This window comes from Butyricicoccus faecihominis, from assembly GCF_024462775.1.
Lineage (GTDB): Bacteria > Bacillota > Clostridia > Oscillospirales > Butyricicoccaceae > Agathobaculum > Agathobaculum faecihominis_A.
Genome location: NZ_JANGCE010000048.1, coordinates 1 through 24,211, shown reverse-complemented (window position 1 = coordinate 24,211; position 24,211 = coordinate 1). Strand labels below are relative to the sequence as shown.

General features: G+C 56.0%; 27 protein-coding genes, 1 tRNA gene and 1 other RNA gene. 16 read left to right on the top strand and 13 right to left on the bottom strand.

Features of this window, described 5'->3' with window-relative positions:
• Window positions 1-431: 431 nt before the first annotated feature.
• Entirely contained in the window at window positions 432-1,715 is a 1,284-nt protein-coding gene (locus NE562_RS16790) for a glycosyltransferase family 2 protein (RefSeq protein ID WP_280963567.1), read from the top strand.
• A gap of 51 nt (window positions 1,716-1,766) precedes the next feature.
• Here the strand turns inward: NE562_RS16790 and NE562_RS16785 are convergent, their stop codons facing one another.
• The 4 genes from NE562_RS16785 to NE562_RS16770 are packed head-to-tail and all read right to left on the bottom strand — an operon-like array spanning window position 1,767 to window position 4,531.
• Window positions 1,767-2,213, bottom strand: coding sequence for a HEPN domain-containing protein (locus NE562_RS16785; RefSeq protein WP_280963566.1), 447 nt, complete (start codon window positions 2,211-2,213; stop codon window positions 1,767-1,769).
• The gene (locus NE562_RS16780; RefSeq protein ID WP_280963565.1) at window positions 2,200-2,502 is read right to left on the bottom strand and encodes a hypothetical protein; all 303 of its coding nucleotides are present in this window, start codon (window positions 2,500-2,502) and stop codon (window positions 2,200-2,202) included. Before NE562_RS16780 ends, NE562_RS16785 begins: the two co-directional genes overlap by 14 nt.
• 7 nt (window positions 2,503-2,509) lie before the next feature.
• Window positions 2,510-3,241, bottom strand: a complete 732-nt coding sequence (locus NE562_RS16775; protein ID WP_280963564.1) for an acyl-[acyl-carrier-protein] thioesterase — start codon at window positions 3,239-3,241, stop codon at window positions 2,510-2,512.
• Window positions 3,242-3,262: 21 nt separating this feature from the next.
• Complete coding sequence (locus NE562_RS16770) at window positions 3,263-4,531, bottom strand: glycoside hydrolase family 10 protein (RefSeq protein WP_280963563.1); 1,269 nt, start codon at window positions 4,529-4,531, stop codon at window positions 3,263-3,265.
• Between the two features lie 133 nt (window positions 4,532-4,664).
• Between NE562_RS16770 and NE562_RS16765 the strand changes: the two genes are divergently transcribed.
• The 3 genes from NE562_RS16765 (at window position 4,665) to NE562_RS16755 (ending at window position 7,977) form a co-directional block, all read left to right on the top strand.
• Window positions 4,665-5,486, top strand: a complete 822-nt coding sequence (locus tag NE562_RS16765; RefSeq protein ID WP_280963562.1) for a pyridoxamine kinase — start codon at window positions 4,665-4,667, stop codon at window positions 5,484-5,486.
• Window positions 5,487-5,554: 68 nt separating this feature from the next.
• The gene (locus NE562_RS16760; RefSeq protein ID WP_330646067.1) at window positions 5,555-6,436 is read left to right on the top strand and encodes a YafY family protein; all 882 of its coding nucleotides are present in this window, start codon (window positions 5,555-5,557) and stop codon (window positions 6,434-6,436) included.
• A gap of 296 nt (window positions 6,437-6,732) precedes the next feature.
• The gene (locus NE562_RS16755; RefSeq protein WP_330646066.1) at window positions 6,733-7,977 is read left to right on the top strand and encodes an MFS transporter; all 1,245 of its coding nucleotides are present in this window, start codon (window positions 6,733-6,735) and stop codon (window positions 7,975-7,977) included.
• Between the two features lie 223 nt (window positions 7,978-8,200).
• On the opposite strand, the gene NE562_RS16750 is transcribed toward NE562_RS16755, so the two are convergent.
• From NE562_RS16750 to malQ, 4 genes are all read right to left on the bottom strand, one after another.
• Window positions 8,201-8,276, bottom strand: a tRNA-Gly gene (locus tag NE562_RS16750).
• Between the two features lie 83 nt (window positions 8,277-8,359).
• Window positions 8,360-9,040, bottom strand: a complete 681-nt coding sequence (locus NE562_RS16745) for a helix-turn-helix domain-containing protein (RefSeq protein ID WP_280963560.1) — start codon at window positions 9,038-9,040, stop codon at window positions 8,360-8,362.
• 138 nt (window positions 9,041-9,178) lie between these two features.
• Window positions 9,179-10,414, bottom strand: a complete 1,236-nt coding sequence (locus NE562_RS16740) for an HAD-IA family hydrolase (RefSeq protein WP_280963559.1) — start codon at window positions 10,412-10,414, stop codon at window positions 9,179-9,181.
• A 31-nt stretch (window positions 10,415-10,445) separates the two neighbouring features.
• Window positions 10,446-11,939 carry a 4-alpha-glucanotransferase gene (malQ, locus tag NE562_RS16735; RefSeq protein WP_280963558.1) on the bottom strand — a complete coding sequence of 498 codons (1,494 nt, stop codon included), beginning with the start codon at window positions 11,937-11,939 and terminating at the stop codon, window positions 10,446-10,448.
• A 136-nt stretch (window positions 11,940-12,075) separates the two neighbouring features.
• Between malQ and trmB the strand changes: the two genes are divergently transcribed.
• The 9 genes from trmB (at window position 12,076) to NE562_RS16690 (ending at window position 19,589) form a co-directional block, all read left to right on the top strand.
• Complete coding sequence (gene trmB / locus NE562_RS16730) at window positions 12,076-12,735, top strand: tRNA (guanosine(46)-N7)-methyltransferase TrmB (protein WP_280963557.1); 660 nt, start codon at window positions 12,076-12,078, stop codon at window positions 12,733-12,735.
• Between the two features lie 14 nt (window positions 12,736-12,749).
• The gene (locus NE562_RS16725; RefSeq protein ID WP_280963556.1) at window positions 12,750-13,256 is read left to right on the top strand and encodes a GNAT family N-acetyltransferase; all 507 of its coding nucleotides are present in this window, start codon (window positions 12,750-12,752) and stop codon (window positions 13,254-13,256) included.
• Between the two features lie 85 nt (window positions 13,257-13,341).
• Window positions 13,342-13,743 (top strand): NifB/NifX family molybdenum-iron cluster-binding protein, encoded by a 402-nt coding sequence (locus NE562_RS16720; RefSeq protein ID WP_280963555.1) that lies wholly within the window; start codon window positions 13,342-13,344, stop codon window positions 13,741-13,743.
• A 3-nt stretch (window positions 13,744-13,746) separates the two neighbouring features.
• On the top strand, window positions 13,747-14,109 hold the full coding sequence (locus NE562_RS16715; protein WP_280963554.1) for a DUF134 domain-containing protein: 363 nt from the start codon (window positions 13,747-13,749) through the stop codon (window positions 14,107-14,109).
• Between the two features lie 193 nt (window positions 14,110-14,302).
• Window positions 14,303-15,820, top strand: a complete 1,518-nt coding sequence (locus tag NE562_RS16710; protein ID WP_280963553.1) for a sensor histidine kinase — start codon at window positions 14,303-14,305, stop codon at window positions 15,818-15,820.
• Complete coding sequence (locus NE562_RS16705) at window positions 15,817-16,542, top strand: response regulator transcription factor (protein ID WP_280963552.1); 726 nt, start codon at window positions 15,817-15,819, stop codon at window positions 16,540-16,542. The genes NE562_RS16710 and NE562_RS16705 overlap by 4 nt, the downstream gene beginning before the upstream one ends.
• Before the next feature lie 145 nt (window positions 16,543-16,687).
• The gene (locus NE562_RS16700) at window positions 16,688-17,731 is read left to right on the top strand and encodes a TRAP transporter substrate-binding protein (protein WP_280963551.1); all 1,044 of its coding nucleotides are present in this window, start codon (window positions 16,688-16,690) and stop codon (window positions 17,729-17,731) included.
• A gap of 63 nt (window positions 17,732-17,794) precedes the next feature.
• A complete protein-coding gene (locus NE562_RS16695) occupies window positions 17,795-18,298 on the top strand; it encodes a TRAP transporter small permease (RefSeq protein WP_280963550.1) in 504 nt (167 codons plus the stop codon).
• Window positions 18,291-19,589 (top strand): TRAP transporter large permease, encoded by a 1,299-nt coding sequence (locus NE562_RS16690; RefSeq protein WP_280963549.1) that lies wholly within the window; start codon window positions 18,291-18,293, stop codon window positions 19,587-19,589. Before NE562_RS16695 ends, NE562_RS16690 begins: the two co-directional genes overlap by 8 nt.
• A gap of 61 nt (window positions 19,590-19,650) precedes the next feature.
• Here NE562_RS16690 and NE562_RS16685 read toward each other — a convergent pair whose 3' ends face one another.
• The 4 genes from NE562_RS16685 to infC form a co-directional block, all read right to left on the bottom strand.
• Window positions 19,651-20,289 carry an orotate phosphoribosyltransferase gene (locus NE562_RS16685; protein ID WP_280963548.1) on the bottom strand — a complete coding sequence of 213 codons (639 nt, stop codon included), beginning with the start codon at window positions 20,287-20,289 and terminating at the stop codon, window positions 19,651-19,653.
• 126 nt (window positions 20,290-20,415) lie between these two features.
• On the bottom strand, window positions 20,416-20,769 hold the full coding sequence (gene rplT / locus NE562_RS16680; protein ID WP_280963547.1) for a 50S ribosomal protein L20: 354 nt from the start codon (window positions 20,767-20,769) through the stop codon (window positions 20,416-20,418).
• A gap of 34 nt (window positions 20,770-20,803) precedes the next feature.
• A complete protein-coding gene (gene rpmI / locus NE562_RS16675) occupies window positions 20,804-21,007 on the bottom strand; it encodes a 50S ribosomal protein L35 (RefSeq protein WP_280963546.1) in 204 nt (67 codons plus the stop codon).
• A gap of 42 nt (window positions 21,008-21,049) precedes the next feature.
• Window positions 21,050-21,559, bottom strand: coding sequence for a translation initiation factor IF-3 (gene infC, locus NE562_RS16670; RefSeq protein WP_280963545.1), 510 nt, complete (start codon window positions 21,557-21,559; stop codon window positions 21,050-21,052).
• A 390-nt stretch (window positions 21,560-21,949) separates the two neighbouring features.
• Between infC and NE562_RS16665 the strand changes: the two genes are divergently transcribed.
• The gene (locus NE562_RS16665; protein WP_280963544.1) at window positions 21,950-22,222 is read left to right on the top strand and encodes a DUF1292 domain-containing protein; all 273 of its coding nucleotides are present in this window, start codon (window positions 21,950-21,952) and stop codon (window positions 22,220-22,222) included.
• A gap of 8 nt (window positions 22,223-22,230) precedes the next feature.
• Window positions 22,231-22,422: non-coding RNA, 6S RNA (gene ssrS, locus NE562_RS16660), on the top strand.
• A 454-nt stretch (window positions 22,423-22,876) separates the two neighbouring features.
• On the opposite strand, the gene NE562_RS16655 is transcribed toward ssrS, so the two are convergent.
• Entirely contained in the window at window positions 22,877-23,659 is a 783-nt protein-coding gene (locus NE562_RS16655) for an MFS transporter (protein ID WP_280963568.1), read from the bottom strand.
• On the opposite strand from NE562_RS16655, the gene NE562_RS16650 reads away from it, so the two are divergent.
• Window positions 23,631-24,104, top strand: coding sequence for a helix-turn-helix transcriptional regulator (locus NE562_RS16650; protein ID WP_280963543.1), 474 nt, complete (start codon window positions 23,631-23,633; stop codon window positions 24,102-24,104). The two genes, NE562_RS16655 and NE562_RS16650, sit on opposite strands and share 29 nt — an antisense overlap.
• The last annotated feature ends 107 nt before the right edge of the window (window positions 24,105-24,211 follow it).

Below are 24,211 nucleotides of genomic sequence, written 5' to 3'. Positions count from 1 at the left end.
ATGGGGCTTTGTTTCGATCGACAGACTGTCAAAAATAGTTTTTTGACAGTCTGAAGCACCGGGGGCATTGAGCCTCCCGGTGCTTTGGCATGTCGGCGGCGGGCTGAGAAAACAGGTGCGTAAAAAATTCAGAAAAAATTAAGAATTTTATGCGTGATTTCTTCAGGTTTCTGTGCGATACTATTAACATTGCCAGCATGGAAAATATGGACGGACCTACCTGCGGTAAAGTTACGGCGTTTGACGAAAAAGAGTGATAAAAAAACCGCCTTGCGTGCATCCTTTTTTGTGACAAGAGTGAAAAATGATTTTATCAAGTGGATTTGCCTAAAAAAAGGTTGCAAATACTGTGTAAAGTGCTATGATAATACGTGGACATCAAGAGTAAGTGAGCAACCAGAAACTTAAAGTAAAGGGGATCACAAACAAATATGTTACGATTTTTACAGACACTGCAATTTGTGCTGTTTGTCTTTTTTTCAGTGGCCTATGCCTATCAGCTGTTTTACTTAGTCGCCGGCCTGATCGGCCGGGGCAAACGGGGCTGCCAAGACGCTTCGCTAGGGCGTTATGCGGTGATGATCGCCGCCCGGAACGAGGAAGTGGTGATTGCTGATCTGATCCACAGCCTGAAGCGGCAAAATTACCCGGGAAAACTGCTCGACATTTACGTTGTCGCGGATAACTGCACGGATGACACGGCGCGTGTGGCGCGTCAGGCCGGAGCCACCGTGTTTGAGCGCTTCAACAAGGTGCAGGTAGGCAAGGGCTACGCCATGGATCATTTGCTGAAAGCGATCGCCGAGCAAAAGGGCGATGATTACTATGACGCTTACATGGTCTTTGACGCGGACAACATCGTAGACCCCAATTTTGTTTCAGAAATGAACAAGATGTTTGCCCATGGCGAGTACGCCGCGCTGACAAGCTACCGCAACTCCAAAAACTTTTGCGACAACTGGATCACGGCGGGCTATGCGCTGTGGTTCCTGCGCGAAGCGCGTTTGCTCAACAAGCCGCGCGCGCAAATGGGCGTCAACTGCGCGGTATCGGGCACCGGCTTTCTCATTTCCGCGGAGGTTATCCGGGAGGACGGCGGCTGGCCCTATCACCTGCTGACCGAGGATATCGAGTTTTCCGTTGTTTGTGCCACGCTGGGCCGTAAGATCGGCTACTGCGGCACCGCGGTCGTATATGATGAACAGCCCACTGAATTCCGCCAGTCCTGGGACCAGCGCATGCGCTGGAGCAAGGGCTTTTACCAGATCGATGCGAAGTATACCGGCACGCTGGTGCGCGGCATCGGTCGCGGCGGCCGCAAGGGCTTTTCCTGCTACGATATGCTGATGACGGTGGCGCCCAGCAACCTGATCACGCTTGGCGCGCTTGCCGTTGGCCTGCTGATCTGCTTCGCCTGCTTCTCACAGCCCACCTTTATCGTTTACCGCGTCATGCGCATGATGCTGCGCATCCTGCTTATGACGGTCAAGGGCATTTCCATGAGCCTGTTTTTGTTCGGTGCGGTCACGATGGCGGCCGAGTGGAAAAACATCGAAGGCTCGACTGCAAAGAAAATCCTTTATACCTTTACCTTCCCGTTTTTTATGCTTACTTATATTCCGATCTCGGTCGTTGCGCTGTTGCAAAAGGTCGAGTGGAAGCCGATTCGCCACGGCGTCACGGTTTCACGGGAAAAGAAACGGGAACGCATTTAACCAAAATAAACAAACATCCGGCAAAGACCAAACGGTCTTTGCCGGATATTTTTATGTTCGTTCACTTTGGATGGTGTGTGGCCGGCCTGTGGCGTACAGTTCCTTGCGGATGGCCGCGAACATGGTCTCCGCCATGTCGAGATAGCGGATGATCTCGCGGTCGTCGATCTCGAAAGGCAGATCGGTGGGGTAGCGGGTTTCAATATACAGATCGTTCAGCGCGGCGCTTTCATCCAGATACTCGGAAAAGGCATCGGGATCGAGCCGGATCGCCTGACGGCACAGATAAGTCAGGTTGTGCCCGTCGAAATGACGGCCGGTGCGAAACAGCAGGTAGCCCTTCAGGGCCTTTTCGATCGCCTGCTGGCAGTGGAATGCGATGTTGTAGTGGTCGCCGCCAAAGGTGTGCAGAATGCGGGCGCACTGCAGGTCGCAGAGCGCCTTGTCGAGCCACTTATAGTAGAAGTGGCTGTCTGATGCGCCTCTACGTCTGCTCATACAGCACCTGCCCTTTCCGTGCGATCCAAGCGGCGTAGCTCGTCTCTTCCTTCAGCAGCGCCGCCCACTCGTCCGCGGTGTAGACATGCAGCGTGAGCGGCACGTCCGCCGAAGCGGCCAGATGCAGCTTGCACCGCAGGGCGCGGGTATCGCCTTCGGGTATAATTACGCATAGACTGATCGATTTGAGCTTTTGCGTGGACATCGTGCGCTTTTCGCCCACGAGCAATACCTTGCTGGGGCGGCAGGTTTTCAAAATATCCGATAAGATCTGTGCCACGGCTTCCATACGTGTGTCAGCTCCTTCCGGCGGGCAGCGCGGAGAGCGTCGCCTGCGCTTCAAAATGCGTTTCGCCGCGGGCCGCGCCGCGCACATAGCGTGCGCCGTCCACCGTGCCGCAGTACAGCTCCACCTGCTCGCCAAACTGTGTTTCGGCGGTGTAGTTGACCTGTAGGGCGGAAACAAAGCCCGGCTGCTTTTGCAGGTCGAGCGCGTCGGAGATCAGGTCGACGACCTTGGCGTTGTTGACGTGATTGTTGATGTCAAGGTCGGAATAGCATACCGGGTGAACATGGTGCAGGCGCACGGTCTCGCAGCTCAGCTTGCCGAGCGGCTCAAACAGCTCGCCGCGCGCGGTGTGCAGGTAGCCGTCGGCCGCGGGGAAAACGGTGGGGCGCAGGATACGGTGGGTATCCGGATCCAGCGTGACCCACATGGACTGCGCTTCGCCGACCTGCTGCTCATCGGCATAGAACGCGAAGGAACGGTACCAGCTCGCGCCGCGGATTCCGGGGCACCACGTTTCACACCGGATGCGCTCATAGGGCAGGAAGGGGCGCGAGAGCGTCACGCGCATGCGGGAAAGCACCCAGAGTACGCGCAGCTCGGTGCGGCCCAGATGCAGTTCCTCCGCATGGACGGTCGCGGCGTCCTGCATGACGTCGAATACGAAGGACGGGCGGGCGATACCGCGGTTATCGATGTGGCTGAAATTGACTTCATATTCGCGGGAAAGAAGATCGGACAAGGGGATGCACCTCCTAAGCGCTTACTGAAACAGGGCCAAGATAAAACGGGAAAAGATCTCGGCAAGCGTATCGGCCTGTTTTTCGGGCTGGGTCAGGCCTTCATCCGTTTGCTTTGGTTCATAGAAGTCGGTCAGCAGCTGAGTGGCGCCCGGAGTGTTCACCAGCGAGGAATAGCTGAAAAACACCTCGCCCTGAATATCCTTGCCGTCGTCGATCAGCGCGAGCTGGCGGCCCAGCTCGTCCGTGCCGTACCATACGTCGCCGGGCTCGGCCTCCGCCATGCGGTAAGCGCCCATGCCGATGTAAAGCGCCACATCCGAGGTCTGCACGGCCTCCTGCCACCAATCGAGCAGCACGGAGAAATCCGCTGCTTCAAAGCCGATGGACCAGTAGATCTGCGGGCAAATATAGTCCACCGTGCCCTTTTGGATCCATTCAAGCGAATCGCAGTAGATCTCGCGGTAGGAGGAGCGGCCGTTGGTCTCGCTGCCGCGCGCGTTGTCGCGCTTGTTGTCCCAAATGCCCGCCGGGCTTACGCCGAAGGAACAGCCGGGATCGAGCTTGTGCAGCGATTTATCGAGCAGCGCGATCAGGGTGTTGACGTTGTCGCGCCGCCAATCGTCGATGTTGTCGAACCGTTCGCCATAGCGGGCGAAGGTAGAAGCGTCGTTGAATTCAGTGTCGGGGTAGAAATAGTCGTCCAGATGGATGCCGTCCACCTCGTACCGCTCCACGATCTCCATCGCGCCGTCCGCGACGAGCTCCTGCACGGAGGGCAGGCCGGGATCAAAATAATAATTGCCGTCGTGCTCCACAACCCATTCCGGATGCTGCTTCGCGGGGCTGGATTCAGGCAGAGCGTCCAGTTCGTCCTTGCCTTCCTTGGTGATGCGGTAAGGATTGAGCCATGCGTGCAGCTGCAAGCCGCGCGCGTGCGCGCCCGCCACCCAATAGGCGAGGGGATCGAAGCCGTCCGCCGGCGCTTCGCCGCAGGTGCCGCTGACATAGCGGCTCCAAGGGAACAACGCGGATTCATAAAGCGCGTCCGCCGATGGGCGGACCTGCAAAAAGACCGCGTTTAGGCCCATCGCGGCGACATTGTCCAGTATCGCGTCGGCTTCGCTTTTCAGCTCGTCCACCGTCAAGCCCTGCTTGGATGGATAATCGATATTATACACCGAGGAGACCCATACGCCGTGCAGCCCTTCCTCCGGTATGCGGGCGGCCGACGCGGCCGGGACGAGCAGGCACAGTAGCAACAATATGGGTAGGATACGTTTTTTCAGCATAGATATACTCCTTTGGCAGCGGCCGTGATTTCTATATTATTTTACCATTGCGACCGCTATAAAGCAAGGATGATTGACTTCGGAGCAAAAGCATCGTATGATGGACAGAGTAAAAAAGGATGTGAAAAACGCAATGCAGAAAAAAGTTTTGGCGCTGCACGATCTGTCCGGCTTTGGGCGTTCCTCGCTGGTGCCGATCATCGCGGTGCTGTCCGCGGCCGGGCATCAGTGCGTGCCGCTGCCGACGGCGGTGTTCTCCACTCATACCGCGATCCCGCATTGGGCCGTGACCGACCTGACGGACGCGATGGAGGGCACGATAAACCAATATGATGCGCTGGGGCTGCGGTTTGAAGCCGTTTACGCGGGCTTTTTAGCTTCCGCCGCGCAGATCGACCGCGTGCGCGAGGCCGCCGTGCGTCTGCGCGCGGAGGGCGGGCTGACAGTGATCGACCCTGTGATGGGTGATAACGGCGAAGTTTACGAGACCTACACGCCGGAGATGTGCACGCGCATGCGCGAGCTGTGCGCGATCGCGGATATCATTACGCCGAATACGACCGAAGCCGCCATTCTGCTGGGCCGCGATCCCGCGGGCAAGCCCCAAAGCGACGACGAGGCTTGGGAATGGATGCGCGCGCTGCAGCAGACCTACGGGGCCGAGATCGTGCTGACCGGTTTGGACTTTGAAACAGGCAAGGTGGGCACCGGCTGTTTGGGCCATGCGGGCGGGGGGCTGACGCTGCACCGCCGAATCGACCGGTATTATCCCGGCACCGGCGACCTGTTTGCCGCCACGATGCTGGGCGCGCTGATGAACGGCGTATCCCTTCCGAACGCCTGCACCCGCGCCGGTGAATTCGTAAAGGACTGCATTGCCTATACGGCCGAACAGGGCACTGATCCCATGCATGGCGTGCAGTTTGAAAAGCTGCTGGGACAGATCGTGAAGTAAGGCGCGTTGAAAAACGGGTTTCTGCCGCTTGCGGAGGTGATGGGTTGCAGCAAAGCAGATTGTTTGGGATGCTGTATTATTTATTGGAACAAGGGCATGCGACTGCGCCGGAATTGGCTGAGAAATTTGAAGTGTCCGTTCGCACCATTTATCGGGATGTGGATGCGCTCAGCGGCGCGGGCATTCCTGTTTATACCGAAACGGGGCGAAACGGCGGCATACAGCTGCTGGACGGCTACGTTTTGGATCGATCCCTTTTCTCGGATCAAGAGAAGCAAGCGTTACTTTCCGGTATTCAAAGCCTTGCAGCCGTACAATTTCCAGAAGTGGATGGTGTTTTAAAGAAGTTAGGCGCAATTTTTCAAATCAGGCTTTCGGATTGGATCGAAGTTGATTTTTCCCGTTGGGGCAGTATCGCGGAATATGAAAACCAATTATTTGTGCAGATCCGGCAAGCGGTTTTGGAAAGACGGAAGATCCGCTTTGTATATTACGATTCTACCGGGGCCAAGCGCGAGCGGGAAGCGTATCCACGAAAGCTTGTCTATAAGGACCGCGCGTGGTATTTATTCGCTTTTTGCCTGACCCGCCAAGCGGATCGACTGTTTCGGCTGACGCGTATCAAGGATTTCCGCTTAACGGAAACGTATTTTAACGAACTGCCGGAAGCAGCCCCCGAAGTTTATCCACAACCTCGGGATATGGGCGCTCTGATCGATCTGGAATTGCAATTTCCGTTAGAGGTCGGATACCGTCTATACGATACGCTGGAAGACAGCGCGATCATAGCGCGTGAAAATGGGTATACGGTAAAGCTGACATTGCCTGAAACCGAATGGCTATATGATTTTTTGATGTCCTTCGGCGAGCGGGTGACCATAATCCGCCCAGAGTCGGTAAAGCAGCGTATGATCGAAAAATATAAAGCCGCGCTGGCACGCTATCCATGAGCCGACCGGCAGTATACAAACAAAAGCCCCCTCGCGCCGCAGCGCGTATAAAAAAGGATTTTGGCGCTTGCGGCAAAATTCATAAAAACCGGGAGCATGTATCTCGGTTTTTATACAAACCGACTTCAAGTGTGCCTGTAAGGCGCGCGCAGAAGCCGGAATTCTCGATCGAAATGAGGCTTTGTTTCGATCGAAGGCTATCGGAAAACTAGTTTTCCGATAGCCTCAAAAGCCTGACACGCTGTGTCAGGCTTTTGTTTGTATACTGTAGAAGGTAATAAGAAAGCGGGTGTGTCATGATGAGCAAACGATCAAATCGCAATTTTCTTTTCTTGATCATTGGACAGGCGGTCTCTCTCTTTGGGACGGTATTGCTGCGATTTACCGTTTCGCTGCTGATTTTAGATTTGACTGGGTCCGCCGCGTTGTTCGGTATGATTACGGCGATCGGCTATTTACCTCCGGTGTTTCTGTCTCCGGTGGTTGGCTTTTTGGCAGATCGAAAAAACAAAAAGAATCTTATGGTTGGGCTGGACGGTATGTATGGTCTGCTGGCGGTCTGCTTAGCGCTTGCCATGCGTTTGCCGCATACGCTGGCCGGTATAACGGTCGCCATGGTCGCTCTGTCGATCCTATCCTCTTTTGAAACGCCGATCGTTCAATCCACAATTCCGCTACTGCAAGCGAAAGACAACCTTGTAAAAGCGAATGCCATAGTAAGCCAGATCAATATGTCCGCCCAATTAGCGGGGCCTTTATTGGCCGGTGTGTGTTATGGGATCGTCACAAGGAGCGATCTCATGGGCGTTCAAAGCATTTTTTTAGGCTGCGCAATATGCTTTTGTCTTGCCGCCTTTGTGGAGCTATGGATCGAGATACCAATCGTAAGCATACGGCGAAAAACATTGTCTATGCGGCTGCTCAGACAAGACTACCGGGAAGGGATTCGGTTTTTGACAAAGGAAAGGACGTACGTTTTGGGGGCGATCCTGCTAAACGCCGCCTTTGTTCTGCTGATTCAGCCGTTCATTACGACGGGGGCGCCTTTTATCATATCGGTCGTCTTGGAATTGAGCGCGGCGCTGAACGGATGCGCGCAGGCGTTCATGGGCGCCGCTGGCTTGATTGGCGGAATCATAGCGGGAAGCCTGTCAAGTCGCTTTCCGCTAAGCCAGACCTATCGGCTGTTCTGGATCATGGGGGCGGCGATCGCGCTTTTGGGCATGGCTTTTCTGCTGCGAGCCACCGCCTATGTGACATATATGATCTTGGTGCTGGCGGGCGTTGTCATTTTTGTGTTTGCAAGCATCGCGGGAATCTTGATCCTGTCGGCGATCCAGCAAAATGTCCCGGATCATATGCTGGGGCGTACCATGTCCTTTTATACTGCGGCGGTTAACGCGGCTTTCCCGACGGGCATTTGGCTCTATGGATACCTTTACGATAAACTGATCAACTATTTGTTTGCCGTCCTATTGGCTACCGCTGTTTTGATTTTTGCCGTAGGGAAAATGGGTAAACAAATCTATAAGCACCTCTAACGGTTGAATGGCATGAGATTTAGATAAAAGAAAAAACCAGTCCGAAGACTGGTTTTTTCTTTTATGGAGCGGCTGACGAGGCTCGAACTCGCTCACGATACCCCGTTAAAACTATGTTTTAACGGGGGCCCCACCTCCTGATAGAAATAAGGTGGAGGTAGCAAGTTCGGAAGCTGCCTTCGCATGAAAAAAACGCACTGTATATCACAGTGCGCTTTCGCTATGGAGCGGCTGACGAGGCTCGAACTCGCTACCTCCACCTTGGCAAGGTGGCGCTCTACCAGATGAGCTACAGCCGCATTTTCTATCGCGCCGTTCTCACCAGCGCGATATTTATTATAGCAAAGCCGTGGGGCGAAGTCAAGCTTTTTTGGCATATTTTTTATTTTGATTTTTTTCGCAGTAAAAAAGTGACGAGCAGGCAGATCGCGATGTACAGCGCAATGGGAAGCGCCGCGAATACAGCCAGACGACCCAGCGCCCACAACGGCTCGGGCAGGGCGCTCCAAAGATGTTCGGCCAGCCCGCTTGAGATAAAATGCGCCAAGATGCTGCTGCCGCCAAGCCAGATCAACGGCACGGGCGTGACAAGCCAAATGTTGACGCGCCAGAATTGCCGCAGGAACGCGCGCCCCGCCTGTTCGTCCTCTTGACGCAACATCAAACTAGAACCAAGAGGCAGTATGGCGAATAAAACGAGCAGCATAAGCCCGATCAGCCGCGGCCAATCGTTTGCGGCGAAATATTGCCCGAACAGCAGCATGCACAGCCCAAGCGCCGAGCCGCACCAGCCGATGCACAATAGCATGGGCGCAAAGCGTTTCTGCGCCGATGGAGCGCGCTGCTGTGCCGGGGCGGTTTCCGGCGCGAGATCGCGCAGCAGATAGTCGGTTGTCACCCCAAAGTAATTCGCCAGCGCGATTACCTTGTCCGTGTCCGGCGTCGCGTCGCCGAGCTCCCATTTGCTCACGGCTTGCCGGGACACGCCTAACGTTATGGCCAGTTCTTCCTGCGAAAGGCCGCGTTCGCGGCGCAGGCTTTGGATCTTTTCATTCAGTGGCATGTTTGGTTACCTCCTTGCCGAATACCTGTATTCTACCGGAAACAGCGGTAGCATTCCACCATTTCGGCATGGAAAATACGCAACCTGCGGTTGCAACTGCAAAAAACGGCGCGGTTTATAAAAACCGCGCCGTTTTGCTTAATATCCTAGCGCTTCGCCGATCAGGACGACTTCGCATTTTTTCATCGAGAGCGGCGGGGCCATGTGCACGACAAGCGCGGAGCAGATGCGGTCTGCGCTGCGGCAGTCGTGACATTTGCCGTCCACGGCGCAGGGCGTGCGGCGGCCGAGCCGTTTGGCGTTTAGCGGCGCCGCGACATTGCGCGCGCGGGCGACCGCGCTTTGCAGATCGGGGCAGAGCTTATTGACGCCGCATACGAAAATACAACGGTCGGAGCCGTACAGCGTGCCCGCCACGCGGTTGCACGCACCGTCGATATTGACAATCTCGCCGGTTTCGGCCAGTGCGTTGGCAGAGGAAAGATAGATGTCCGCCGCCTGCGTATGGTCGTCCGCGTCCAGCCAGTGCCAGTGCACCTCGGCTTTGTCCGCGAGCGCGTCCGCAAGGCCGAGAGCTTCCAGCGTTTTGGAGCCGCCGAAAGAAACCGTTTGCCCGGCGCAGGTCTCGCTCAGGTAGGGCAGGGCGTCCGCCGCGGTCGGGAAGTAGGTGAAGCCGAAGCCGCGGCGCGTAAAGGCGGCGCAGATCGCGTCGATATTCACAAGGCCGTTTTGAAACAGCGGCAGCAATTCCTCGGGAGCGTTCACGATGGCTTCCGCGCCCGCGTTTTTCAGTTCTTCCACCGAGCGGAATCCCCAGCCCACGCCGACCGCGGTCAATCCCGCGTTGTGCGCGGTCTGCATATCAACCGGACTGTCGCCGATATAAAGGGTCGTGGCAGGGTCGCCGCCAAGCTGACGCAGCAAATCAAGCGCGGAGGTCGGATCGGGCTTGCGGGGCACGCCCGGGCGTTCGCCCACGGTCACTTGACACAGGTCGCCGAAGAAAAAGCGGATGAGATTCTTTGCGGCAAGATCGTATTTGTTCGATAAAACGCCCACCGCAACGTCCTCGCGCTTCAAGGCGCGCAAAAGCGGTACGATACCGTCGTACGGCTGGGTACGGTTGGTGATGCGCTGCTCGTAAGCGGTGCGGAAATCGTCAAGGCAAGCGTCGACCAGCGTGTCGGAGGCGTTTTCAGGCAGGCTGAGCGAGATCAGGCGGCGAACGCCGTTGCCGACGCGCTCGCGTACCTGCTCCTCGCTGGCCAGCGGCAGCCCATGGCGGGCCAGCGCTACATTGACGCTGTCCGCCAGATCGCCGAGCGTATTCAGAAGCGTACCGTCCAGATCAAAAATGGCAGTGGTAATTTTCATATGTACCTATCCTTTTTGCGTGGGCTGCGTGTCAGCCTCGTTTGTATGTCCTTGTGATATCGCCAAGCAGCGCGGCGACTTCGGGGTTGAGCGCTTCGCGCCGGACGCGCCAGCGCCAGTTTTTGCCCCCAATCGTAGCGGGGGTGTTCATGCGCGCGTCCGCGCCAAGCGAAAGCAGATCCTGTAGGGTGGTCATTGAGATGTGCGCCGGCGAAGCCCAAACGCTCTTGATCGCGCTCCAGCCCATGGCCTCGCTGTGCGAGGTGCGCAGGTAGGCATAAGCAAATTGCTTTTCCCGCTCATTGCAAATATCCATGACCTGCTCGCATACGGTCTGTGAGTCGTGGGTCGAGGTGTAAACGATGGAGTTCGGCAAATAGTTATGGGGCAGGTGCTCGTTGTCCTCGTCGGGCGTCATGCCAAAGATCAGCACGCGCATGCCGGGGAAGCCGGTCTCGCGCAGCAGGGCGCGCACATCGTCCGTGATGATGCCAAGGTCCTCCGCGATGATCGGGATCTCGCCCAGCGCCTTTTCCATCGCGCGGAAGAACGCCATGCCCGGACCCTTGCGCCATACGCCGTTTACCGCGGTATCCTCACCGGTCGGCACTTCCCAGAAGCTCTCAAATCCACGGAAGTGATCGATCCGCACCACGTCGAACAGCGCCATATTGGTCTTCATGCGCCATATCCACCAAGCGTATCCCTCTTTTTTATGGGCGGTCCAGTCGTAGACCGGATTGCCCCAGAGTTGGCCGGTGGCGGAATAGTAATCGGGCGGCACGCCCGCGATCAGCTTGGGGCTGAGATCCTTTTGCAGCTTGAACAGCTTCGGGTGCGTCCACACATCGGACGAATCGGGCGAAACGTAGATCGGGATGTCGCCAATGATCTGAATACCCTTTTCATTCGCATAGGCGCGCAGCGCGGTCCACTGCTCGTAGAATACATATTGCAGAAAGATGCGGAAGTCGATCTCGCCACGCAGCTCCGCTTGCACGCGGGCAAGGGCCGCCGGCTCGCGGTCGCGCACGTCGGCCTCGGGCCAATCCCAAACGGCGGCGTTGTCGTATTTTTCCTCGCGCAGCGACATGAAAAGCGCGTAATCGGGCAGCCATTCGGCGTTCTCCGATACAAATTCGTCGATCTTCTTTTGAAGCGCCGCGTCCACGCGGGCATAAGCCTTACGGTAAAGCGGCCAGCGCGCTTCGATCACCTTTTCAAATTCGACCACGTCGGGCGAAGCGTTAAAATCCGCCGCGCGGATCTCGGCCTCGGTCAGCAGGCCGTCCTTTTGCAGCAGGTCGAGGTCGATCAGCAGCGGGTTGCCCGCGGCGGCGGAGTAACACTGGTACGGCGAATCGCCGAAGCCGGTGTGGCCGAGCGGCAGCACCTGCCAATAGGTCTGGCGCGCCTTCGCGAGAAAATCGACAAAGTCGTGGGCGGTTTGGCCCATTGTGCCGATGCCGTGCGGCGCGGGCAGCGAAGTGACGTGCGCAAGCACGCCGCTTGAACGGTTAAACATATACATGTCCCCCAAATCATAGTTATTAACATTATACACGGCAAAGCGGAAATTTGTCAATTTGGCTTGCCAATTCCGAACCGGCCCGATATAATGAAAAGGCGACAAATAAAGGATAAAACGGGGGCTTCGCGCAATGAGAATGCGAAAAAAGAAAAATTTGGACGTGCGCTTCGCGGCCTGTGCGCCGGTGATGGAGTTTGCGCCGCGCGAAATGCGGGGCAAGTGGCGCGCGCTGTTTGGAAACGATCACCCGCTGCATATCGAGATCGGCTGCGGCAAGGGACGTTTCGCCATCGGCATGGCGGAGCAGCACCCGGAGGTGAACTTTCTTGCCATCGAGCGGGAGGAGGGCGCGCTCATCATGGCGGCCGAGCGCGCGGCGCTGTCGCCGTTGCCCAATCTTCGCTTTTTTCCCTTTGACGCCGCCGAGCTGCGCGAGGTTTTTGCTCCCGGCGAGGTGGACCGTATCTATTTGAACTTTTCCGACCCATGGCCGCCCAACCGTCAGCGCAAGCGCCGCCTCACTTGGCGCGCGTTTTTGGAGGTGTACGGCGAAATTTTGAAGCAGCAGGGCGATCTGTGCTTCAAGACCGATAACCAGCGCTTTTTTGAATGGACGCTGCAGGAAGTCTGCCAGTTCGGCTGGCTGCTGCAAAATATCTCGCTCGATCTGCACCGTTCGGATTTTGAAGGCAACGTCATGACCGAGTATGAGGAGCGCTTTTCCAGCGAGGGCGCGCGCATCTACCGCCTTGAAGCGCGCCGCCGCCTGCCGGAATTTTTAAACAAGTAAGGAGTTTTGCGGTTATGCAGTTTACGCTTAAAAAATGGGACGAACGCTTTATCGACGATGTGGCGCGGTACGGCAATAACGCGAAGATCGCGGCAAATCTGCGCGACGTGTTTCCTTTTCCCTATACGCGGGAGGACGCGGTGGGGTATGTGCGCATGTGCGCGCAGAACGACGAGAGCCGGCAGTTGTGCCGCGCCATCGTGGCGGACGGGCGCGCGGTGGGCAGCGTCGGCGTGTTCTGCGGGTCGGACGTCTACCGCAAAAGCGCCGAGCTCGGCTATTGGCTGGCCGAGGAATACTGGGGCAAGGGCATCATGACGGAAGCGGCAAAACAGCTTTGCGCGGCGGCGTTTGCGGCGTTTGATATTGTCCGCATCGAGGCCGAGCCCTTCGCCTATAATCAAGGCTCGCGCCGGGTGCTGGAAAAGGCGGGCTTTACGCTCGAAGGCGTTAAACGGCAAAGCGTTTTTAAAAACGGCGCGATTCAGGATAGCTGTGTCTATGCGCTTTTGCGCATCTGAATCATTCTTGACATATGCCGGAAACGTGCTATAATAAGAAGCAGTTAACCGGCATATGCCGAAAATGAAAAAGAGGTGCGCATTTATGAAAATCGCGGTAACGTATGAGAACGGGCAGGTGTTCCAGCATTTTGGACACACCGCGCAATTTAAAATGTATGAAGCGGCGGATGGAAAAATTCTATCCGCCGAGGTAGTGGACACAAACGGCAGCGGACACGGCGCGCTCGCGGGCTTTCTGGCGGCGCGCGGCGTGGATACGCTGATTTGCGGCGGCATTGGCGGCGGCGCGCAGGCCGCGCTGGCCGAAGCGGGCATTCGCCTGTTCGGCGGCGTGAGCGGCGAAGCCGATCAGGTGGTCGCGGCGTTTCTATCGGGCGGTTTGCAGTATAACCCGGATGTAACATGCAACCACCACGAGCAGCACGGTGAAGGACACGATTGCGGCTCGCACGGACACGGCTGCGGCGGCCACTGTCACGGCTGATCCATGCCCAGACCGAAAAAATGCAGGCGTGTGTGCGGCCTTCCGGGCGTTAAGGAATTCGGCCCGCGCGGTATGGGCTGCGGCGGCGAAACGGTTCTGATGGGGCTGGATGAGTACGAGGCGATCCGCCTGATCGACCTGATGGGCTTGCAGCAGGAACAGGCCGCCGGACAAATGGGCGTGGCGCGCACAACCGCGCAGGCAATCTACAACGCCGCGCGTGTGAAGCTGGCCGACTGTGTGGTAAACGGCAAAACGCTCCGCATTGAGGGCGGCGACGTCGAGGTGTGCGATAGACGCGCGCACTGTCCGCGCGGCGGGAACTGCCCACGCAGAGCCTGTGGCAACGGCGAAAAGGAGGATTAAAGATCCTTCCCAAAACTGTCGAAAAACAACGTTTTTCGACAGTTTTTTTGTTGCGCACAAAGGCGGAACAGGTATATGGCATATTGGCTGATTAGGATCAATGCGTTCAGCGGATTGCCAGAAATCTCCCTTGGCCCATCGCGCGAGCCATGGTATACTAATCCACGAGTGAAAATAAAGGGGGCCGTATAGGATGACAAACCATGTTTCTGCTGAGAAGAATAAGCCTTTCCTGACCGGCTGGTGGGCCAATAAGCCGCTGCGGCATAAAATGCGCGTCGTTTTTCTCACCATTGCCGCCGCGTTTACCCTGTTTGTCGGCATGACGGTCGCGTTGTCGGAAAGTCAGCTGGCCACGGTCAGCGATCTGATGCAGGATTATCATCTGATCGGCCGCTTTATCAGCAGCTACCATCAGGAACGGACGCTGTTCCGCCCTGCGATCTATTCTTCGATTGCCTTTCAGGAATCCGAGCACGCATCCGCTCGTGAGCGCACGGATCGTATTTTAAACGAAATGCAGCGCGGCACGCTGATGCAGGACAAGACTCTGCGCATGTACACGCACGCTCTGACCGGCGCGGTTGAAAGCTATCGCGCGGAAGAGCGCACAGCGCTTGGCTTTTTAAGGGGCGGCGATATCCGCAATCAAACGTTCATCGATCAATATTACCAACTAGACGCGCGCGCGGAGTATATCAGTCAATACGCCGGGCTGTTGCTCGCCTCCAGCATTGAAACGGGCGAGGGGCGCTACGCGGCCGCGCGCGCCCGCAGTCGCAAGGTCTACGCGCTGCTGCTGGTCGCGATTGGTTTGTGCGGTCTAATCCTGTGTTTGACGCTGCGTTTGTTACAAAATACGGTTTTCCGCCCGGTCTTGGCGCTCAGCTGCAAGGCGGAGGAAATCACAGCGGGCAGCTTTGACACGCCCGACGTGCCGGTACGCGGGCGGGACGAGCTAAGCATGCTTACCGAAACGTTCAACATAATGAAACGGGAGCTGTCCCACACCTTTGATACATTAAGCGAAAACGCTCGCATGGAAAAAAACTTGCGGCGGCAGGAGGTCAAAAACGCCCAGATACAAAAGCTGCTGGAGCGCACGCGCTTTGCGCAGCTGCAAAGCCAGATGAACCCGCACTTTTTGTTTAACAGCCTCAATACGGCGTCGGCCCTTGCCACACTGGAAAACGCCGGCATGACGCGCTCGCTGATTGGCGAGTTGGCCGCCTATTTCCGTTATACGCTCGAAAGCGACGAGGATATCGTAACCCTATCGCGCGAACTGGATATTGTGGAGACCTACATGGAAATCCAGCAAAAACGGTTTGGGGGGCGGCTGCGCCTTGATCTGAAACGCGCGCCCGAATTTGAAACCATTTTGATCCCGAAATATATTTTGCAGCCGCTGGTGGAAAACAGCGTGGTGCACGGCCTTGCGCGCAAGCCCGAAGGCGGCGTGATTCGCATTCGGATCCGTGAACCGCGGGAGGGATGCATTGAGCTTTCGGTGATCGATAACGGCGCGGGAACATCGGCGCCCGCGCGCGCGGAGCGGCGCTCCATAGGGCTCGACAACATCCGCCGCCGCCTTCATCTGTTTGATCCCGGCAGCAGCGTTACCTTCTGGTGCAAAAAACAGGTGGGGGCGGTCACGCGCCTGTGTTTTCACCTATCCGTGACAGACACCGGAGAAAGGATACCGGAATGATCAAATTACTTCTTGCAGAGGATGAACCGCTTGCCCTGCTTGCCATGGAAAAGATGATACAGCAGATAGAACCGCGGATCGGCTTGATCCGAACGGCGGAAAACGGCAGCCGCGCGGTTGCGGAGGCAGAGACGCTAAAGCCGCAAATAGCGATTTTGGACATTGAAATGCCGGTTATGAGCGGGTTGGATGCGGCCGCGATCATTCGCCGCCAGCAGCCGGATTGCCATATCCTATTTCTAACGGCGTTTAGTAAATTTGAATACGCGGTCGGCGCGGTGCGCGTGGCGGCGGCCGATTATCTGGTAAAGCCCGTGCCGCGCAACGAACTGCGCGAGAAGCTGTCCGCCCTTTGCGATCAGCTGGAGCCGAAAGCACCCGGCGAATCGGATCCATCCCGTAGCCCCTTCTACCTGTGGGCGGAAACCTATATTGCCGCGCACTATCCGGAAAATATTTCGCTGGAGCAAGCGGCGGATGGTCTGGGGCAAAGCCCCTACTATTTTTCCCGTTTATTTAAGCAGGAATTCGGACGCAATTTTATCGATTACTTGACGGATTATCGCCTGTCCCGCGCGGAACGTTTGCTGCTGGAAACCGGCATGAGCGCCCGCGAGATCGGGGAGGCGGTCGGCTATCCCGATCCAACCTATTTTACCAAGGTGTTTAAACGCAACCGCGGTACGACGCCGACAAGCTTTCGTCAAAATCGCCAAAAATAGCGTTAATTATTTGACAATCATCGAAAAGGATACCACGTGTTCACAAAAAAGTCCGATTTTCTTCATACACTCCGTATACTATACTGGGAAACAGGAATAAGCAGCCGAAACGCTGCCGTACACAAGAAAAAGGAGAATGAAGAGAATGCAAAAGAGAAAAATTTTTGCGGGCCTGACATCCGCCGCGCTCATGGCGTCTCTGCTGACCGGCTGCGGGGGCAGCCCGTCCGCGCAGGATCCGAACGCCGGAAAAGCACCGGCCGCCGGTTCGGAGCAGAGCATGGTGCTTCGCCTTGCCAACAGCCATAATGAGGAGCACATCACCTCGCAGGCCTGTCAGAAGTTTGCGGACATGGTTAAGGAAAAGACCGATGGACGCATTGATATCCAGTGCTTCTTTGCCGGACAGCTGGGAGACGAGCGCTCCACCATCGAGCAGTGCCAGTTCGGCGGGCTGGATTTTACCCGCGTTTCCTCGGGCGCTTCGGCTGAATTCGCCCCGCTCATGAACGCCCTGCAAATGCCTTACGAATATACCGATGTGGACCATCTGTTCCGCGTGCTGGACGGCGAAATCGGCCAGCAGGTATTCGATACCTTTGAGGAGAATAACCTTGTCGGCGTGACCTATCTGCATCCGGGCTCCCGCAACTTCTTTAACGCCAAAAAGGAAATCCACACACCGGCCGATCTGGCGGGCATGAAAATCCGCGTATCCGAATCGGATTTGATGCTTTCGATGATGGAGCACCTCGGCGGCATCGGCACGCCGCTGCCGTTTAACGACACGTACTCCTCCATTCAGACCGGCGTTGTAGACGGCGCGGAAAACAACATGACCTCTTATGTGGAAATGTCCTTCTATGAGGTAGCGCCTTACTGGACCTATGACGGACACTCCTATATGCCCGATATGATCCTCGCGTCCAAACAGACGATGGACAAGCTATCCGCGGAGGATCAGGAAATTGTGAAGGCGTGCGCGAAAGAGGCTTCGCTGTGGCACCGGGAGGCTTGGGAAGAGTCAGAGGCCAAAAACGCCAAGGTCGCGGCGGAAAAGGGCTGCACGCTGACCACGCTGACCGAGGACGAGCTGAAGCAGTTTCAGGATGCGGTCGCTCCCATGTACGATTCCTTCTTAAACGATGAGCAGAAAGCCATTGTGGAAAGCGTGCAGGCGCTCGCCTGATACGAATTCGCAGAGGGACGGCGCGTGCGCCGTCCCTTTTTGATAGAAAGGAGTTGTTACAGCATGCAAGCTGTTAAAAAAGCGTTTCGGGCCGTTTTCAAGCTGCTGGAATGGTTCGCCATACTCTGCATGGTCGTTATGGTCGCGGTCGTATTTATCGAAGTCGTCAAACGCTATATTTTTAAGCAGGGGTTCAGCTGGTCGCAGGAGGTATCCACCACGATGATGGTTTGGTTCGCCTTTATCGGCATCGCCATTGGCGTATTGGAAAAAATCCATATGTCTATTGAGATGTTTACTGCGAAATTGCCGCGCCGTGTGGTGGCATGGATCGACTCGGTGGATTATTTGCTGATCGCGGCGTTTGGGGTGCTGATGATCGTATTTGGCGTACAGATCATGCAGGTCACGAAAAACGCGACGCTGCCCGCCACCAAGCTGCCTTCAGCTGTTCTTTATATTATTCTGCCCCTATCCGGCGCGCTGGTTTTGCTCAATGGGCTGATCGTTGCTTTTCGCCGCGATCAGGCTGTGCTGGAAAAAACGGAGGAACAAACCGATGCCTGATATGACCCTTGCCATTGCGATCCTTCTGGGATCCTTCGTCCTTTTGCTCGCACTGCGTATGCCGATCGCGTTTACGCTGGGCATATCTTCCGTCGTCACCGCGCTTTACTTAAATCTGCCCATCGCCACGCTGTTCCAGCGCATGGTGAACGGCGTGCAGTCGTTCAGCTTAATGGCCATTCCTTTTTTTATCCTTGCGGGTGAAATAATGGGGCAGGGCGGTATCTCGAACCGCCTGATCGCCTTTGCCAACGCGCTGGTCGGCCGGATGCGCGGCGGCCTCGCACAGGTCAATATAGTCGCCTCCATGTTCTTCGGCGGCATTTCGGGTTCCGCCGTGGCGGATACCTCCTCCATTGGCTCCATGCTGATCCCCATGATGAAAAAAACGGGGTATGACGATGACTTCTCGGTTGCCGTTACCGTCACCTCGGCCTGTCAAGGCGTGATGATTCCGCCTTCCCATAACATGATTTTATTTGCGCTCGCGGCGGGCGGCGGCGTGTCGATCGGTCAGCTTTTCATGGGCGGATTGATTCCGGGCATTCTGCTGGGTCTGGCCCTGATGCTGCTCACCGCTATTGCCGCGCGCCGCAGAGGGTATCCCAAGGGCGACAAAATGAGCGGCCGTGAAATTTTAAAAGCCACCAAGGACGCGGTTCTCGGCCTGCTTACCTGCGTGATCATCGTCGGCGGCGTGATCGGCGGTTGGTTCACCGCTACCGAATCGGCGGCGGTCGCGGTGGTGTACGCGTTTATTGTCACCTTCTTTATCTATCGGGAGATCCCGCTGCGCCGGTTTGGCGGTATTTTGCGTAAAAGCTTACGCACCATTGCCATGGTGATGAGCCTGATCGCCACGGCCTCTATGTTCGGCTGGCTGCTCGCCTATCTGCAAATCCCGGCCATGGTCACCAACGCTCTGCTGGGGCTGTCGGACAACCGCATCGTCATTCTGCTGCTCATCAACGTCATGTGCCTGCTGCTTGGCTGCATTATGGATATGGGCCCGCTCATCTTAATCCTGACCCCCATCTTGATGCCGGTCGCGACTCAGCTGGGCATGGAGCCCGTTCAGTTCGGCGCCATGCTGATTTTAAACCTCGCGATTGGCCTGTGCACGCCGCCGGTCGGCGCGGCGCTGTTCGTCGGCTGCTCAATCGGCGGTATCAAGATCGAAAAAGCCACGCGCGCCTGTCTGCCGTTTTACGGCATGATGGTGCTCGTTCTGCTGCTCATCACCTTTTGGTCGCCGCTCTCTATGTTTGTACCCAGTCTGATGCTCGGATAAGCAAAACGGCCCCGCTCCCACGGAAAAATGGGAGCGGGGCCGTTGTTTGTCATGCGGTCGGTCAGATTTTGGTATAGCCGCGCGGGGTGACGATCGCGTCGAGCGGGATGCCGGCGGCGCAGTCAGGGCAGTTTTTGCCGTGGGAGCAGTTGTGGTAATGCGGGAAATCCGCGCCGGAGAACAGGCTGACGACCGGCCTGCCGTTCAGCTCGGAGATGTTGGAGAACAGGGCGGAGAAGCCCGCCACGCGGCCGCCGTAGTATTCCACGCACTCGCGCGTTTGGGAAAGCGTTTGGCCGGTGGAGGCCGAGGTGACGAGCACGAGCACGTTCTTATGCTCAATCATCGGACGCAGGTTGTCCGCAAAAATAAATTGGCCGTTGACGTTGGAGTCCGGCTCGACAAGGAACAGGTCGCCGCCCGAGTTAAGACCGGCAAGGCTCTCGCGCGTCAGCTCGCGCGCGACAAACGCGCCGATATATTCCGTACCCTCTAAACAGAGGATGGTATCGATGCTGATGGCGGAAAAATGATAAGCGATACTGCGCGCCGCCTCGGTCGCCAAACTTTGGCTGTGTTTCAAAGCAGACATGTCGATATAATAGTTGATATGGGAATGGTTTGTCGCGAAATGGCCGGGGATCGCATCTGCATAAAGCTTGGAATTGACCCGGGAGACCACGCGGATGGGCTGCTGCATATGGAAACCACCTTTCTCTGTTGGGCTGATAAATCAGGCTTTACAGCTATTATACCGCATCGCGCGGTGGTTGACAATAAAAAACAAAAGCGCCGGAAACGAAGTTCCGACGCTTTCACGATAAAATTAGAGAGCAGCCTTAGCCTTTTCCGCCAGCGCGGCAAAAGCAGCCTTGTCGCCCACAGCCAGCTCGGCGAGCATCTTGCGGTTCAGATCGATGCCGGCCTTCTTCAGACCGTTCATGAAGCGGCTGTAGTTCATGTCGTTCATCTTGCACGCCGCGGAAATGCGGGTGATCCACAGGCGGCGGAAGTCGCGCTTCTTCTGCTTGCGGCCGATGTAAGCGTACTTCAGGCTCTTCATGACAGCCTGATTGGCTACCTTGTAGTGGGTGGATTTTGCGCCCCAGTAACCCTTGGCACGCTTTAAAATCTTCTTTCTTCTTTTGCGCGTCATCATAGCGCCCTTAACTCTTGCCATTTTGAATGCCTCCTATATGAAAGATGTTTTTTACTTATTTGTAGGGGATCAGGCGCTTAACCTGTGCGACGTTGGTCGCATCTGCGAATGCTTCCTTGCGCAGGTGGCGCAGGCGCTTGGACGTTTTGCCGTGTCCATTGAGCAGGTGGCGCTTGCCGACTTGGCCGCGCTTGATTTTACCGGACTTAGTAACAGTGAATCTCTTTTTTGCACCGCTGTGCGTTTTGATCTTAGGCATAGGTATTGCTCCTCTCTGAATTTGCGCGAAACGCGCTATTGTTTACTTTTCCTTGATGGGCGCCAAGAACATAAGCATCTGGCGGCCTTCTAGCTTGGGCAGCTTTTCCACCGTGCTGCATTCGCTGCACATTTCAGCAAAGCGACGGAGCAGATCCTGACCGAGCGACGCATGCGTTACCTGACGGCCGCGAAAACGGACCGCTACCTTGACCTTGTCGCCTTCCTTTAGGAACTTGCAGGCGTTTTTGACCTTGGTGTTCAGGTCGCCGATATCGGTGTTAGGGGTCAGGCGAATCTCTTTGATCTCCACGACACGCTGATTCTTGCGCGCTTCTTTGTCACGCTTGGCCTGTTCAAAACGGAACTTGCCGTAGTTCATGATCTTGCAGACGGGCGGCTTGGCCTGCGGGGCGATCTTGACCAAATCAAGACCTTTCTCAATAGCGAGGCCCTGCGCCTGCTGGATGGGCACGACGCCGAGCTGTTCGCCGTCGTCGCCGATCAGACGGACTTCCTTGTCGCGAATCTCATCGTTGATCTGATGTTCCATGCTGCTAATGGATAAGCACCTCCAAACAAAACGGGTTATGAATACAGAAAAAAGGACGGCCTCACGAAACCGGAGAACGCCCTGCACATAAACCAAAACGCCAAAATAAAGCGTTTTGCGATTATTGACCCGGTCGCTCAATGCTGCGGGTGAGGGCTGAAGCCTTCTTCTTTGTTACTAAGTAAATATACCAGATGTAAAACTTAATGTCAAGGCTTTTTTTATTACCCGTCTATTGGTATGATAATAAAGGCCCGCGGCATACTATGGCAGTGCCCGGCAAAGATTTTTAGCTTTACAAAATCCTTTGGATTTGCTATGCTTAACGTAGAGCAAGGGCGGCGCGCGATGTGCGGCGGCCCCTGTAAAAAAAGAAGGAGGTGCCGAACAATGAGTGAAGAGTTTGGCAACGATTTTGTAACTCTGACCGATGAGGACGGCAACGAGGTCGAATTTGAACACATCGACACCGTGGAATACAAGGGCGAAACCTATCTGGCGTTTATCCCCGCCGAGCTGGCGGTAGAAGAAGAGGCCGAGGTGGTCATTCTTCAGGTCGTCGAAGAGAACGGCGAGGAGATTCTCGCAACCGTGGAGGACGACGAGGTAGCCGACGCGGTGTTCCAGCTCGTCATCGAGCGCGCGGAAGCCGAAGAAGAGTAAGACGCGTATTTTTCCTGCCCTGTTCGACAGCGGCCCCTTTTTAACCCACATTTTTAGTACGGGATTTCGAAAAGTTCCGGTTTCAAGTGCAGGCCTCCCGTGTGCACGCGGACGTTGGAAGCGCAGCGATACCGGACAGAAAACCCACCTGCCTTCCGTGCAGGTTACTAATTGGGTCGCATCGGCAGGGCGGGGATTATATTTTTTGCTTTTCAGGCGCAAAGGCGGGCGGCCTGTGATCGCCCGTTGACATACAGCCAATCTGGCGCGTAAGCGTCAGGGCAGGGGGCCGTCCGGAAGGGGCGGTTTTTTTGTCCGTAAAATCTGTTTACAGAATTTTAACTTGCGTTCGACACGGTATATGGGTTATACTGAGTAGTAGAAAAAGAAAAGAGGAGGTGGTAAGCCCATGCGTATCATTCGCAAACCCCAGCATCCGGATACGCCTGACATCGACGATATGATCTTCGGCGACGAGCATCAGACGCAAAGCGAAAAGTAATTTCGGAGGGCTCCACGTATCGCAGCCATACTGCGGCGTGGTTTTTTTATAGCTACATGCTGGAAAAAAACGGAATACGATAGACCGCCGGTCGCACTTGTGCAGCCGGCGGTCTAAAATTTGAAACGATTAATTTCCGCGAGGAAAGGGGATTACATTTCGCCCTTTGCTTCGCGCGCGGCAAGCTCGGTCATGATCTTGGGATAGCGCTGATCGAGCTTATACAAAAGCAGTACGATCACGGCGACCGCCCACATCAGAGTAGGTCCCCAGACATAGATTTTCTGTATCATGAACACCGCGGATAAGGGCTGTATCACGGCAGCGCCGGTAGAGCTAATGTAACCGGCTTTATCCAACAGCGAAGTGATGACCGCGCTGGTGATACCGGTGCCAATCTTGAAGCCGAGGGAGCCGCCGCCGAAGATCAGCGCTTCCTGCCGGATGTGCGTTTTCCATTGACCGAATTCGATCACATCGCCCATCATGCCGAAAACAACGGCGGTCAGCGGCGCTTCGCCGAGTGCGCGGACGATGCTGGTGATGAGCGCCCAACTGAAGCTGAAGGGATCGAGCAGCAGCGCGGCGTGCGCTGCGACGGCGATGATCGCGCCGGCCAGCGATATGTTCCGCTTGCCGAAGCGCCGCAGCAAAAGCGGGCACAGCATTGCGCCGAGGACGAGCGTGCCGGCTTCGGCCAGATACAAAACGCTGTACATCCACGCATCATTATGAAAAATGTATTTACAGTAATACGGCAGCGAGGTGCCGACGATCGCGCCGTGCACACAGGTGACCGTCCAAAGAATGAGCACCGCCCAGAAATATTGGTTGGTCAGCAGCGCTTTCAGGTTTTTGCCAAGCGGCACCTTTTGCGCACGGGCGGCTTCAAACCGCACGGTCTCTTTGCAGCGGGCAAAGCAGACGATCAGCATCACCAGCGCGATCCCGGCCCACATGGCCATGGCCGTTCTGCTGCTGATCCACGATCTGCTGCTCAGCCGCGAGCGCAACGGCGGCGATCGTTCGCGCTTGTCGGCCAATATGCTGGCGCGCCGCATCCAGCATTATCTGGACGACCATTATAACGAGGCGCTGACCCTGCATTCGATCGGCAGCGCTTTGCACATTAGCGAATATTATTTGGCGCATGTATTTAAATCCGAAATGGGCATGCCGCCGATGCAATACGTCATAAAGCGCCGGATCGGCGAAGCGCAGACGCTTTTGATCGATACCAATCTGCCGGTCGCGGAGATATCCGAGCGTTTGGGATACGGCAACCCATGGAATTTCAGTACGGCGTTCAGCCGGTGCGTCGGCATGTCGCCGAGCCAGTACCGGCGGACGTTCCGCGTCATGTCCTATTCGCAGTTATAATTTAGAAAAAGGGCTGTAGAATAAATTTTCACAAATGAATAGAAAACTGTTACAAAGCGAAGAATGCTACCAATTTTGTCATTCTGAGAAGCGAAGCGACGAAGAAT

Bases quoted from the DNA above. Each gene is read 5' to 3' on its own strand.
- NE562_RS16740 (WP_280963559.1), bottom strand. From the start codon at position 10,414: ATGAAAATTACCACTGCCATTTTTGATCTGGACGGTACGCTTCTGAAT.
- NE562_RS16705 (WP_280963552.1), top strand. From the start codon at position 15,817: ATGATCAAATTACTTCTTGCAGAGGATGAACCGCTTGCCCTGCTTGCC.
- NE562_RS16700 (WP_280963551.1), top strand. From the start codon at position 16,688: ATGCAAAAGAGAAAAATTTTTGCGGGCCTGACATCCGCCGCGCTCATG.
- rplT (WP_280963547.1), bottom strand. From the start codon at position 20,769: ATGGCAAGAGTTAAGGGCGCTATGATGACGCGCAAAAGAAGAAAGAAG.
- NE562_RS16695 (WP_280963550.1), top strand. From the start codon at position 17,795: ATGCAAGCTGTTAAAAAAGCGTTTCGGGCCGTTTTCAAGCTGCTGGAA.
- NE562_RS16770 (WP_280963563.1), bottom strand. From the start codon at position 4,531: ATGCTGAAAAAACGTATCCTACCCATATTGTTGCTACTGTGCCTGCTC.
- NE562_RS16745 (WP_280963560.1), bottom strand. From the start codon at position 9,040: ATGCCACTGAATGAAAAGATCCAAAGCCTGCGCCGCGAACGCGGCCTT.
- NE562_RS16780 (WP_280963565.1), bottom strand. From the start codon at position 2,502: ATGGAAGCCGTGGCACAGATCTTATCGGATATTTTGAAAACCTGCCGC.
- NE562_RS16755 (WP_330646066.1), top strand. From the start codon at position 6,733: ATGATGAGCAAACGATCAAATCGCAATTTTCTTTTCTTGATCATTGGA.
- NE562_RS16720 (WP_280963555.1), top strand. From the start codon at position 13,342: ATGAAAATCGCGGTAACGTATGAGAACGGGCAGGTGTTCCAGCATTTT.
- NE562_RS16765 (WP_280963562.1), top strand. From the start codon at position 4,665: ATGCAGAAAAAAGTTTTGGCGCTGCACGATCTGTCCGGCTTTGGGCGT.
- NE562_RS16790 (WP_280963567.1), top strand. From the start codon at position 432: ATGTTACGATTTTTACAGACACTGCAATTTGTGCTGTTTGTCTTTTTT.
- NE562_RS16665 (WP_280963544.1), top strand. From the start codon at position 21,950: ATGAGTGAAGAGTTTGGCAACGATTTTGTAACTCTGACCGATGAGGAC.
- NE562_RS16760 (WP_330646067.1), top strand. From the start codon at position 5,555: ATGCTGTATTATTTATTGGAACAAGGGCATGCGACTGCGCCGGAATTG.
- NE562_RS16785 (WP_280963566.1), bottom strand. From the start codon at position 2,213: ATGAGCAGACGTAGAGGCGCATCAGACAGCCACTTCTACTATAAGTGG.
- NE562_RS16690 (WP_280963549.1), top strand. From the start codon at position 18,291: ATGCCTGATATGACCCTTGCCATTGCGATCCTTCTGGGATCCTTCGTC.
- NE562_RS16715 (WP_280963554.1), top strand. From the start codon at position 13,747: ATGCCCAGACCGAAAAAATGCAGGCGTGTGTGCGGCCTTCCGGGCGTT.
- rpmI (WP_280963546.1), bottom strand. From the start codon at position 21,007: ATGCCTAAGATCAAAACGCACAGCGGTGCAAAAAAGAGATTCACTGTT.
- NE562_RS16725 (WP_280963556.1), top strand. From the start codon at position 12,750: ATGCAGTTTACGCTTAAAAAATGGGACGAACGCTTTATCGACGATGTG.
- NE562_RS16710 (WP_280963553.1), top strand. From the start codon at position 14,303: ATGACAAACCATGTTTCTGCTGAGAAGAATAAGCCTTTCCTGACCGGC.
- trmB (WP_280963557.1), top strand. From the start codon at position 12,076: ATGAGAATGCGAAAAAAGAAAAATTTGGACGTGCGCTTCGCGGCCTGT.
- NE562_RS16685 (WP_280963548.1), bottom strand. From the start codon at position 20,289: ATGCAGCAGCCCATCCGCGTGGTCTCCCGGGTCAATTCCAAGCTTTAT.
- malQ (WP_280963558.1), bottom strand. From the start codon at position 11,939: ATGTTTAACCGTTCAAGCGGCGTGCTTGCGCACGTCACTTCGCTGCCC.
- infC (WP_280963545.1), bottom strand. From the start codon at position 21,559: ATGGAACATCAGATCAACGATGAGATTCGCGACAAGGAAGTCCGTCTG.
- NE562_RS16655 (WP_280963568.1), bottom strand. From the start codon at position 23,659: ATGCTGATCGTCTGCTTTGCCCGCTGCAAAGAGACCGTGCGGTTTGAA.